This is a genomic window from Streptomyces montanus, from assembly GCF_005786655.1.
In the GTDB taxonomy this organism is placed as follows: Bacteria; Actinomycetota; Actinomycetes; order Streptomycetales; family Streptomycetaceae; genus Streptomyces; species Streptomyces sporangiiformans.
Genome location: NZ_VBZC01000003.1, coordinates 93,967 through 105,951, shown reverse-complemented (window position 1 = coordinate 105,951; position 11,985 = coordinate 93,967). Strand labels below are relative to the sequence as shown.

General features: G+C 70.2%; 10 protein-coding genes. 4 read left to right on the top strand and 6 right to left on the bottom strand.

Features of this window, described 5'->3' with window-relative positions; all coding sequences use genetic code 11:
- Positions 1-68: 68 nt before the first annotated feature.
- From FE633_RS03135 to FE633_RS03120, 4 genes are all read left to right on the top strand, one after another.
- A complete protein-coding gene (locus FE633_RS03135; protein WP_138043519.1) occupies positions 69-1,328 on the top strand; it encodes a citrate synthase in 1,260 nt (419 codons plus the stop codon).
- Positions 1,329-1,380: 52 nt separating this feature from the next.
- A complete protein-coding gene (locus tag FE633_RS03130) occupies positions 1,381-2,331 on the top strand; it encodes a ferredoxin family protein (RefSeq protein WP_138043518.1) in 951 nt (316 codons plus the stop codon).
- Positions 2,332-2,402: 71 nt separating this feature from the next.
- Entirely contained in the window at positions 2,403-4,127 is a 1,725-nt protein-coding gene (locus FE633_RS03125) for a sensor histidine kinase (protein ID WP_138043517.1), read from the top strand.
- Positions 4,124-4,804, top strand: coding sequence for a response regulator (locus tag FE633_RS03120; protein ID WP_138043516.1), 681 nt, complete (start codon positions 4,124-4,126; stop codon positions 4,802-4,804). Before FE633_RS03125 ends, FE633_RS03120 begins: the two co-directional genes overlap by 4 nt.
- A 10-nt stretch (positions 4,805-4,814) precedes the next feature.
- On the opposite strand, the gene FE633_RS03115 is transcribed toward FE633_RS03120, so the two are convergent.
- The 6 genes from FE633_RS03115 to FE633_RS03090 form a co-directional block, all read right to left on the bottom strand.
- Complete coding sequence (locus FE633_RS03115; protein WP_138043652.1) at positions 4,815-6,407, bottom strand: solute symporter family protein; 1,593 nt, start codon at positions 6,405-6,407, stop codon at positions 4,815-4,817.
- A gap of 20 nt (positions 6,408-6,427) precedes the next feature.
- Entirely contained in the window at positions 6,428-6,991 is a 564-nt protein-coding gene (locus FE633_RS03110) for a DUF485 domain-containing protein (protein WP_138043515.1), read from the bottom strand.
- A 68-nt stretch (positions 6,992-7,059) separates the two neighbouring features.
- Positions 7,060-7,737: a response regulator transcription factor gene (locus FE633_RS03105; protein ID WP_138043514.1), complete on the bottom strand. Its 678-nt coding sequence runs from the start codon at positions 7,735-7,737 to the stop codon at positions 7,060-7,062.
- Entirely contained in the window at positions 7,734-8,885 is a 1,152-nt protein-coding gene (locus tag FE633_RS03100) for a sensor histidine kinase (RefSeq protein ID WP_246113381.1), read from the bottom strand. Before FE633_RS03100 ends, FE633_RS03105 begins: the two co-directional genes overlap by 4 nt.
- Positions 8,882-9,406 (bottom strand): CcdC protein domain-containing protein, encoded by a 525-nt coding sequence (locus FE633_RS03095; protein WP_138043513.1) that lies wholly within the window; start codon positions 9,404-9,406, stop codon positions 8,882-8,884. The genes FE633_RS03100 and FE633_RS03095 overlap by 4 nt, the downstream gene beginning before the upstream one ends.
- A 185-nt stretch (positions 9,407-9,591) precedes the next feature.
- Positions 9,592-11,715, bottom strand: a complete 2,124-nt coding sequence (locus tag FE633_RS03090) for a DNA gyrase/topoisomerase IV subunit B (RefSeq protein WP_138043512.1) — start codon at positions 11,713-11,715, stop codon at positions 9,592-9,594.
- Positions 11,716-11,985 lie beyond the last annotated feature (270 nt).

Below are 11,985 nucleotides of genomic sequence, written 5' to 3'. Positions count from 1 at the left end.
AATTTCTGTCAATATTGATTGAATCAATCCCAATCATGCAGAACCCCGCCGCAGATACGGTGACGCCCATGAGAGATCAAGAACCGGCCCCTGGACACGAGGGCCGGCGGATCAGCACCAAGAAGACCGCCGAGCTGCTCGGCGTGAAGCCCGAGACCGTGTACGCGTATGTGAGCCGCGGACAGCTCAGCAGCCGACGCGATCCGGGTGGCCGCGGCAGCACCTTCGACGCCAAGGAGGTGGAGGCGCTCGCGCGACGCAACAGGCGGGGTGCGAGCGAGGGTTCACCGAGTGCGGGCAAGTTCTCCCTCCGCACCCGCATCACCCTGATCGACAAGGACCGCTACTACTTCCGGGGCGTCGACGCGACCGAACTGGCCACGCGCCACTCCTACGAAGAGGTCGCCGAATGGCTGTGGACGGGCACCATGCGCCCGGGGGCGTCCTTCACCGCCCCGGAGGCGTCCGTCGCCGTCGCCCGCCGCGCCGTCGACGCGCTGCCCGAGCACACGAGTCCGACAGACCGGCTCCGCGTGGCGACCATCGCCGCGGCCACCGTGGACCCCCTGCGCTTCGACCTCTCCGAGGAGTCGGTGCTCGGCACCGCGCGCACCCTCATCCCCACGCTCGTCGCCGCCCTCCCGCCCCTGCGGCACGACCATCGGGACCGAGGTCCGCTCGCGAACCGCCTGTGGGCGCGGCTCAGCGGCAGGAAAGCCGACGACGCCTCACTGCGGGCCCTGGACACCGCGCTTGCCCTGCTCGTGGACCACGACCTGGCCGCCTCGACCCTCGCCGTCCGGGTCGCCGCGTCCGCCCGCGCACACGCGTACGCCGCCGTCTCGGCGGGCCTGGGCGTCCTGGAAGGGCCCCTGCACGGAGCGGCCGGCGGACTCGCGCACCGGCTGCTCATGGACGTACTGGACCGGGGCTCAGCGACGCCCGTGGTCGCGGACGAACTGCGCGCCGGACGCCGCATCCCGGGACTCGGCCACATCCTCTACCCGGCCGAGGACCCCCGTGCGCGTGCGCTGTTCGCCCTCCTGGAGGACGTTCCCGGGGCGGAGCCCGCCCTGGCGGCAGCTCACGACATCGTCGCCACCACCGCCCGCCACGCCCCTCTGCACGCCAACGTCGACCTGGCCCTCGCCGTCCTCACGGCCGCGTCCGGCATGCACGCGTCCGCGAGCGAAACGATCTTCGCCGTCGCCCGCACGGCGGGCTGGATCGCCCACATCCTGGAGGAGTACGAGGAGCCTCCGATGCGTATGCGTCCGAGCGGGCAGTACGCGGGGCCGCGGCCACCTCAGCCACTTCCGAACCACTGACAACAGGAGCACCGGAAGTCACTCCTGTCCAACTCAGGTTAGGCTCACCTTCGTGAGTACGTGCACGAAGGCCTCCTGGGATCTGGACGAGCCCCTCGCGGGGACCGCAGCCACCGCGAGGACGTGGCTGCTGCTGGAGCAGCCCGGCCCCTGGGGTGCCTCCGCGCTGACCTCGAGCCATCTGGACCCCGCGCTCGGTCGCGCTCTTGAGAAGGCCGTGGAGAACACCGGCGTGCGCATCGCCCTGATCCGCCGGCCGGGACGGCACGCCGACTGCCGCACCATCGCCGAGCGCCAGGTGTACGCGGCCCACACCGCTCCCGGAAACACATGGCTCCGCAGCGCCACCACATCGGCCCCCGAGCAACTGCTCGAGCTCGATCTCGCCGCGCTCGGCGCGGGCATGCCCCAGACCTTCGACGAGGTGCTCGACGGCCGCCCCCACACCGGCGATCCGCTCGCCCTCGTCTGCACCAACGGCAAACGCGACCGCTGCTGTGCCCTCCTCGGCCGCCCCCTCGCCGCCGAACTCGCCTCCTCCGGGGTGGACGGCACATGGGAGGTCACCCACCTGGGGGGACATCGCTTCTCGCCGACGCTGCTCGTACTGCCGTTCGGCTACGCGTACGGGCGTGCCGAGGCCCACGCCGTAAAGGAGGTCCTCCAAGGTGTCCGGGAAGGGCGTGTGGTCACCGAAGGGTGCCGCGGGAGCTCCGCCTGGGAACGCCCCGGACAGGCCGCCGAGCTGGCGGTGCGCAGGGCGACGGGCGAGGGAGCGGCGGATGCGCTGACCGTCGTCCGCACGGACGGCGTGGCACCGCGCTGGGAGGTGAGCGTGGCTCACGCCGACGGCCGTGTCTGGCAGGTCACGGTCGCCCAGGGCGCCGCTCTGCCGCCCCGACCGGAGAGTTGCGGATCGCCCCTCGGCTCCCCGGCCCGGATGGACGTGCTTGCGGTACGCGAACTGCTCCCCGCGGCCGTGGCGAGCCTCGTACCCTGCTGATCCCTTTCACCACACGAGATCCACGCCACACCCCTACGGCACGGCGCGCCTGCGGCCGTACCGTCATAGGCATGAGCCGCACTCCCCCCGCACGACGACTCCGCCTCGGCATGCCGAAGCGGATGTTCTCGCAGGTGCTGCTGATGCAGCTGGCGATCGCGGCCGGAGTCGTCGTCCTCGCGACCGGTCTGTTCCTCGCACCGCTCAGCGACCAGCTGGACGACCAGGCGATGCGCCGCGCGCTCGCGATCGCGCAGACCACGGCGGCGCAGCCGCAGCTCGCCGAGGAGCTCAAGTCCACACGCCCCTCGGCCGACGGGCCCGTGCAGGCCGAGGCGGAACGGATCCGCAAGGCCAGTGGAGCCGAGTACGTCGTGGTGATGAACATGGACGGCGTGCGCTGGTCGCACACCGACCCCGCCCGGATAGGCGGCAAGGTCTCGACCGATCCGCGTCAGGCCCTGGCCGGCCGCGACGTCATGGAGATCGACAGCGGCACATTGGGCCGCGCGGCCCGCGGCAAGGTGCCGTTGCGCGACTCCGAGGGTCACATCGTCGGCGCGGTCTCCGTCGGCATCGAATACGACAGCGTGCGCGCGCGGCTCATCCACGCGATCCCGGGCCTCTTCGCATACGCGGGCGGTGCCCTGGCCGTCGGCGCGCTGGCCGCGTATCTGATCTCCAGGCGGGTCCACCGGCAGACGCGCGACCTGGCGTTCTCCGACATCGCGGCGCTCCTCGCCGAACGCGAGGCGATGCTGCACGGCATCAGGGAAGGCGTCGTCGCGCTGGACCGCGGTGGCAGGATCCGGCTCCTCAACGACGAGGCGCGACGCCTGCTGGGCATCGGCGACGAGGCCGTGGGACAGCCGCTCGACGAAGCCCTCGGAAAGGGGCGTACGACCGATGTGCTGGCCGGGCACGTGACCGGCACCGATCTGCTCACTGTCCGCGGTCAGCGCGTCCTGGTGGCCAACCGCATGCCCACCGACGACGGCGGCGCCGTGGCCACACTGCGCGACCGCACGGAGCTGGAGCAGCTCGGCCGTGAACTCGACTCCACCCGCGGCCTGATCGACGCCCTGCGCGCCCAGGACCACGAGCACGCGAACCGGATGCACACGCTCCTGGGTTTGCTGGAACTCGAGATGTACGACGACGCCGTGGAGTTCGTCGGCGAGGTGGTCGGCGACCACAGGGCCACCGCGGAGCAGGTCACCGAGAAGATCCACGACCCGCTGCTCGCCGCCCTGCTGGTGGGCAAGGCCACCGTCGCCGCTGAGCGCGGGGTGGCCCTGTGGATCTCGGACAGGACACTGTTTCCCGACCGGCTGATCGACTCCCGGGGTCTGGTCACCATCGTGGGGAACCTCGTCGACAACGCGCTCGACGCCGTCGCGGGCGACCTGCACGCGCGCGTGGAGGTCGAATTGCGCGCGGAGGGACGTACGGCAGTGCTCAGGGTGCGGGACACCGGCCCCGGAGTTCCCGCCGAACAGCGCGAGTTGATCTTCACGGAGGGGTGGTCCACCAAGAAGCCTCCGGCGCACGGCAAGCGCGGGATCGGCCTCTCCCTGGTGCGAAGGCTCGCCGAGCGGCAGGGTGGCAGCGCGCGCGTCGATCAGGCGGGCGGCGGGGGCGCGGAGTTCACCATCGTGCTGCCGGAGGCGCTGGCGGAGCAGGACCTCGCATCCGGGTCCGGGCCCGCACAGGGGCCACGCACCGCGGCCGAGCCGGGTCCCTCCCGGAAAGCCGCCGCGGCGGGCACCACGACCACCAAGGAGGAGCCGCGATGATCGAGGTACTGGTCGTGGACGACGACACCCGGGTCGCTCGGGTCAACGCCGCGTACGTGGAGAAGGTCGCGGGCTTCCATGTCGCGGGCGAGGCGCACTCCGCGGCGGACGCGCTGCGGCAGATGGAGACCCTGCCCCGCCTGGACCTGGTGCTGCTCGACCACTATCTGCCCGACAAGACGGGCCTCGCGGTCGTCCAGGAGATGCGCCGTCGCGGCCATCAGACCGACGTGATCATGGTGACCGCGGCGCGTGACGTGTCGACGGTCCAGGCGGCGATGCGGCACGGAGCACTCCAGTACCTGGTCAAACCGTTCGCCTTCGCCGGACTGCGGGCCAAGCTTGAGGCCTACGCAGCGCTGCGCCGCACGCTGGACGGCGGCGGCGAGGCCGAACAAGCCGAGGTCGACCGGATCTTCGGCGCCCTCTCGGCGGGTTCCGAGCCGGATCTGCCCAAGGGTCACTCCCCCACCACCGCGGAGGCCGTACGCCGGGCGCTGGTGAACGCCGAAGGCCCTCTGTCGGCCCAGGAGATCGCGGACCGGACCGGACTCAGCCGGCAGACCGCCCAGCGTTATCTGAAGCTCCTGGAGCGCACGGGACGGGCCACACTGTCGCTCAAATACGGCGATGCGGGCCGCCCGGAGCATCGCTACGTCTGGGCGACCCGCACCTGAGGCGGCATCTTCAGGCCGCCCCCGCCCCCGTGAGCGACCGCACCTCGGTCTCCGCGTGTTTCGCCTCGTCCGGTGTCTCCGCCGAGGTGACGGTGCCGAGCCAGCCCGCGAAGAAGCCCAGCGGGATCGAGACCAGGCCGGGGTTCTGCAGCGGGAAGTACTGGAAGTCGGCGGCCGGGAACAGCGATTCGGGGCTTCCGGACACCACGGGCGACAGCACCACGAGCACCATCGCGGGCACCAGTCCCCCGTACACGGCACACACCGCGCCACGCGTCGTGAAGCTCCGCCAGAACAGTGAGTACAGCAGTACGGGAAGATTGGCCGACGCGGCGACGGCGAAGGCGAGCCCCACCAGGAACGCCACGTTCAGGTCGCGGGCGAGCAGACCGAGAGCGATGGCGACCACGCCGATGCCGACCGCGGCGACGCGCGCGACGGACACCTCGCTGCGCGGCTTGGTCCGCCGGCGCCGCAGCGACGCGTACAGGTCGTGGGCCACGGACGCCGACGAGGCGAGCGTGATCCCGGCGACCACGGCCAGGATGGTGGCGAAGGCGATCGCGGCGACGATCGCGAACAGGACCGTTCCGCCGGTCGACGCCGCGCCACCGCCCAGTTCCAGCGCCAGCAGCGGAACCGCCGTGTTCCCGGCCGCGTTCGACCCGCGTACGGCGTCGGGGCCGACGATCGCCGCCGCGCCGAACCCGAGCACGATCGTCATCACGTAGAAGCCGCCGATCAGACCGATCGACCAGACGACCGAGCGACGGGCGGCCCGCGCAGTCGGGACGGTGTAGAAGCGCGACAGGATGTGCGGCAGACCGGCTGTGCCGAGCACCAGCGCCAGGCCCAGGCTGATGAAGTCGAAACGCGCGGTCCAGTCCCCGCCGTACTTCAAACCGGGCGCGAGGAACGCGTCACCGTGCCCGCTGCGCTCCGCCGCCGTACGCAGCAACTGGTCGAAGTCCCCCTGGAACCGCACCAGCACGAGCGCGGTCAGGGCGATCGCCCCGCCCATCAGCAGGACCGCCTTGACGATCTGGATCCACGTGGTGGCCCGCATCCCTCCCAACGACACATACAGGACCATGAGCGCACCGACGCCGATGACCGTCCAGGCCTGCGCCGCCTCGCTCGAACCTCCCAGCAGGAGCGCGACCAGGCTGCCCGCGCCCACCATCTGCGCCACCAGATACAGAACGGACACGGTCACCGAGGAAGTTCCCGCCGCGATCCGCACCGGCCGCTCGCTCATCCGCGCCGCGACCACGTCGGCGAGTGTGAACCGCCCGCAGTTGCGCACCAGTTCGGCGACCAGGAACAGCACGACGAGCCAGGCGACGAGGAAGCCCACCGAATACAGCAACCCGTCGTAGCCGAAGAGCGCGATGAGTCCCGAGATACCGAGGAAGGAGGCCGCGGACATGTAGTCGCCCGCGATGGCAAAACCATTCTCCATCGGCGAGAAGAGGCGGCCGCCCGCGTAGAACTCCTCCGCCGAACCGCGTCGTTTGCGGCTCGCCCAGGTCGTGATCGCCAGGGTGACCGCGACGAACGCGCTGAACAGCAGCAGCGCCAGCGTCTGATGGCCGCCCGGCACCAGCGTCTGATGGTTGCCCGTCACCGCTCACCGCCTCTGACGCTCCGCGTCAACTCCTGTGTGTCCCAGCGCAGATCCAGCGCGGCCCGGTCCCTGCGCAGCCGTGCGTGGCGCGCGTACGCCCAGGTGAACAGGAACGTGGTGAGGAACTGCCCGAGCCCCGCGATCATCGCGACGTTCACGGAGCCGGCGAGAGGTCGCGCCATGAAACCGGGCGCTGTCGTCGCGGTCACGACATAGCCCACGTACCAGGTGAAGAAGACGGCGACGGCCGGGACCACGAACCTTCGGTACCGGCCGCGAACCTCCTGGAAGGCCGCGCTGCGCTGCACCTCCAGATAGATGTCGGCCGGGCGGGCGGTACGGCCCTCGTGCTCCCCGCGCGCGGGCTGCACGACGGGAGCGGGCGCGCCCGTGCCGTCCAACTCACCCCAGCCGGAGGCGAACGCGTCGTACCAGGGGTCGTCGAACGGCACCTGCCTGGCCCCCGAGCCCACGGGGGCAGGGTCACGACCTGCGTGGTTCTCCACCGAACTCTCAGGTCGGTCCCCGCGTCGGCGGGGACGACCGGTGCTTGACTGCATACCCAAGGATGGACAGAACGGGAAGAGCCGTGACTCTTCTCTCCACGCTCTTCACCCCATCAGGTGACTCAAAGGCCGGGCGGCCGCACCAGACCCTTTCCATAGGCGTAACGCACCGCCTGAGCACGGTCTTTGAGCCCCGTCTTGCCGAAGAGGTTGTTGATGTGCGTCTTCACGGTGGCCGTGGAGACATGGAGTTTGCGGGCGATCTCCTGGTTGGTCAGGCCCTCGGCGATCAGGACGAGCACCTCCGTCTCCCGTGCGGTGAGCCCGTCCGGGGCCTCGGCGGGCGCCGACGACTCCGGCTCGGACAACTGCTCCAGCAACCGCCGCTGGATGCTCGGCGAGAGCCCGGCGTCCCCGGACAGCACGCTCCGCACCGCCCGTACGATCTCGTCACCACCTGCGTCCTTGGTGAGATAGCCACGAGCCCCCGCCCGGAGCGCGGGAAACAGCGACGCGTCGTCCGCGTAGGTGGTGAGCACGACGACCTGCGTGCTGGGATGCTCGGACCGGATGCGCCGAGTCGCCTCCACCCCGTCGCAGCGAGGCATGCGCAGGTCCATCAGCACCACGTCCGGGGCGAGTTCGGCCACGAGCCGTACGGCCTCGTCGCCGTCTCCGGCCGCACCGACGACCTCGATTCCGGGCAACAGCCCGAGCAGCATCACGATGCCCTCACGCACCACGGTCTGGTCGTCCGCCACCACGACACGGGCCGGTGTACCGCCCGCCCCGTCCGTCATACGGGCACCTTCAGCGTCACCACGAACCCCTCCTCGTACGGCCCGGCCTCCAGCGAGCCGCCCAGCAGCTCGGCGCGCTCCCGCATTCCGAGCAGACCGTACCCGGCCCCGGAGCGGGCGAATTCACCTGGCGTCCCGCCCGAATCCCGTACGTTCAGCGTCACTTCGTGCTCGCCGTAGTCCAGACGTATGTGGACCTTGGCGCCCGGCGCGTGCTTGCGGACGTTCGTCATGGCCTCCTGAGCCACCCTGCGAACCGCCTGTGACGCCTCGGCCTGCAGCGGCTGCCGTTCACCCGTGACAGTGACATCGGCGCCGTCGCCCGCCGTGACGAGCTCGGCCAGGAAGTCCTCGACCGGGGAGATCTCGCCCCGCAGCGCGGAGAGTGCCTGCCGCGTCTCGGCAAGTCCCTCGCGGGCCATCCCCCGTGCGGCCACGACCCGTTCGAGGAGCTGGTCCCGGTCGGCTCCCCGCTCGATCAGCAGCCGAGCCGCCTCCAGGTGCACGAGCTGGGCCGAAAGGCTGTGCGCCAGCACGTCATGTATCTCCCGTGCGATCCGGGCCCGCTCCGCCAGCGCCGCCGACTCCGCTTCGGCCGCCCGAGCCGCCCGCTCCTGGGCCAGCAGCCGCAGGGCGTTGCCCCGCGCCTCGGCGTCCAGACGCAGCACGCATCCGGCGAGGACAAGCCCCACCACGGTGACCGCAGTCGTCAGCCATGCGTCGTCGTTGGCCACCGCGTACGCCCCCAGCGCCACGGCTGTGGAGGGCAAGGCAGCCGCGAGGGGCAGCCGCTCCAGCGCGGCAATGGCGCCCGCGCACCACAGGACGAGGGCCGGAACCCTGAAGCCGGCGCTCTGTGCCGCGGTGGCGATGCCGAACAGCAGGGCCAGCAACCCGAGCGAGGTCAGCAGGCGCTGGTGAAGGGTGCTGCGGGCAAAGGCCCAGGCGGCCAGGCCGCACAGGATTACTCCCACAACGGTGGCGGCGAGCCGCCAACCCTGAACGTCCTTGTCCGAGAAGGTCGTCCACAGCACCATGCCGACGGCCAGCGCCCGAGTGGTCCGGGAGAGCACACGCCGGGGCCGCGACACTCCCATGCGGGAGAGTGCCTCCGGGGAGGGCCAGCGCATCGATGCGTTGTCCCTCACACATGCTCCTTCCGCGAAGGCAGGGGCACGCCGACACCATACGCCGCGCTCTGCCTGTCCACAGGGTCGAGGGACTTCGATCGTAGGACCAGGATCCCGGAGCGGACCAGCAGCGTCGCCGCGAGGGCGAGCAGGAGGGCGGAACTGTCCTGGCGTACGCCGAGTGCGGCGCCGAGACCGAACAAGCCCACGCGCACGGCTATGCCGACGATCCAGACGAGAACACTGGCCTTGGTGCTCCTGCTCCACACCGCGCCGTCCGGCGCCGTCCACAGCCGCGTGGTCCACGCCCAGCCGGCACCGGTGGCCAGGCCGATGAGGAGTTCGGCGCCGAGCAGGAGAACCGACTCCGTCGGATGGTGGGAGTCGATCACACCACCCTCGCGCAGCGCGAGCACGACCAGGACCGCGGGCACGATCCACCAGCTCCGGTCCGCCGCTATCCGGCGTGCACGGAACTGGCGCACGATCACCAGAACCACAACGGCGAGGATCACCAAGGCATCGACGAGCCCGGACATCACGGCCTCCGTGGGCGAGAAGGGCGAGTAGCGAGTGCTGACAACGCCTTCGACGCTACGGAAATCGCCTGGTCGAAAGATCGGAGCCGGGGTGGATCCTGGGTGGATCCCGGACCTCGACCGGCCTCCACCCACGGGTGGAGGCGCCCACATGGACGCCTCCTGCCCCCTGGAACCCGGTAGCCCTACGCGTCGATGCGCGAGCGGTCCAGTGTCGCCGCCGAGTTGGAGATGAACTCCTTGCGCGGCGCCACCTCATTCCCCATCAACAGGTCGAACACCTGCTCAGATGCCTCCAGATCGGTGATGTTGATACGGCGCAGAGTGCGGTGACGCGGGTCCATCGTGGTCTCGGCCAGCTGGTCGGCGTCCATCTCGCCGAGTCCCTTGTAGCGCTGGATCGAGTCCTTGTACCGGATGCCCTTGCTCTGGAACTCCAGCAGCTTGTCGCGCAGCTCGCGGTCCGAGTACGTGTAGACGTACTTGTCCTGGCCCTTCTTCGGCTGCGTGAGTTCGATCCGGTGCAGCGGGGGCACCGCGGCGAACACCCGGCCCGCCTCGACCATGGGGCGCATATAACGCTGGAACAGCGTGAGCAGCAGAATGCGGATGTGCGCGCCGTCGACATCGGCGTCGACGAGAAGGATGATCTTCCCGTAGCGGGCCGTGTCGATGTCGAAGGTCCGGCCGGACCCCGCCCCTATGACCTGGATGATCGCGCCGCACTCGGCGTTCTTGAGCATGTCCGTCACGGACGCCTTCTGAACGTTGAGGATCTTGCCGCGGATCGGCAGCAGCGCTTGGAACTCGGAGTTCCGGGCGAGCTTGGCGGTGCCGAGCGCGGAGTCCCCCTCGACGATGAACAGCTCGCTGCGCTCGACGTCGTCGCTGCGGCAGTCGGCGAGCTTGGCGGGCAGCGAGGAGGACTCCAGAGCCGTCTTCCGGCGCTGCGCGTCCTTGTGCTGGCGGGCCGCGATGCGCGTACGCGCGGCGGCGACGGCCTTCTCCATGACGGCGCGGGCCTGGGCGGCGGCATCGCGCTTCGTGGAGGTCAGGAACGCCTTGAGCTCCTTGGAGACCACGTTCGTCACGATGCGGCGGGCCGCCGAGGTGCCGAGCACCTCCTTGGTCTGCCCTTCGAACTGCGGCTCGGCGAGGCGCACGGTCACCACAGCGGTGAGGCCTTCCAGGGCGTCGTCCTTGACGATGTCGTCCTCGGCGACGCGCAACAGCTTCTTGGACCGCAGTACTTCGTTGACCGTCTTCGTGACGGCCTGCTCGAAGCCCGCCACGTGGGTGCCGCCCTTGGGCGTGGCGATGATGTTCACGAACGACTTGAGCGTCGTGTCGTAGCCCGTGCCCCAGCGCATCGCGACGTCGACGCCGAGCTCACGGGTGACCTCGGTGGGGGTCATCTGGCCGTGGTCGTCCAGGACCGGGACCGTCTCCTTGAAGGTGCCCTGGCCGGAGAAGCGGAGTACGTCACAGACGGGCTTGTCCCCGGCCAGGTACTCGCAGAACTCGCTGATGCCCCCGTCGAAACGGAAGGACTCCTCGCCCTTGCTGCCGTCTGGGCCGAGGCCGTACTCGTCGCGGACGACGATGGTCAGCCCCGGAACCAGGAACGCGGTCTGGCGGGCGCGCTGGTGCAAATTGTCCAGGGAGAGCTTGGCGTCCTTGAGGAAGATCTGGCGGTCGGCCCAGTAGCGCACGCGCGTGCCGGTGCGGGTCTTGGGAATCCTCTTGAGCTTGCGCAGGCCGGCCGACGCGTCGAAGGCCGCGTCCGGCCCGGACGCCTTGAACGCGCCCGGGGTGCCGCGCCGGAAGCTGACGGAGTGCGTGTGGCCTGCGCGGTCCACCTCGATGTCCAGGCGGGCCGACAGCGCGTTCACCACGGAGGCACCCACGCCGTGCAGGCCGCCGGAGGCCGCGTACGAGCCACCGCCGAACTTGCCGCCGGCGTGCAGCTTGGTCATCACGACCTCGACACCGGAGAGGCCGGTCTTGGGCTCCACGTCGACGGGGATGCCGCGGCCGTTGTCCCGCACCTCCACCGAGGCGTCGTCGTGCAGGATCACCTCGATGTGGTCGCAGTACCCGCCCAGGGCCTCGTCTACGGAGTTGTCGATGATCTCCCAGAGGCAGTGCATCAGACCGCGGCTGTCGGTCGATCCGATGTACATGCCCGGGCGCTTCCGCACGGCCTCGAGCCCCTCGAGGACGAGCAGGTGCCGCGCGGTGTAGTTGGAACCGTCCCGGTCTGCTCCGGTCAGCAATGCTGTGGACGGCACGGACGTGTCGGCGGTCACGCGGTTCGCTCCTCGCTGAATTTCAGGTGGGGCCCTGTTGGGTAAGGGCCCCGGCTTCGGTCGCCGGTCCGAGGGTACCGAGGCCTGGTAGAGCCGTTGTAACGCCACCCTCGTCCGAAAGTCAGACTAGACCAGGCCCGCCCAGAGTCGCATGCATGTTCGATCCCTCGATCGAGTGAAGTACACATCACGTTCCCTTCCAGGCATGAACCATTTAGGCTCCGGGCACGTCCTCATGAACAAACCGGCAATCCAGCCGGGAGGACCGAC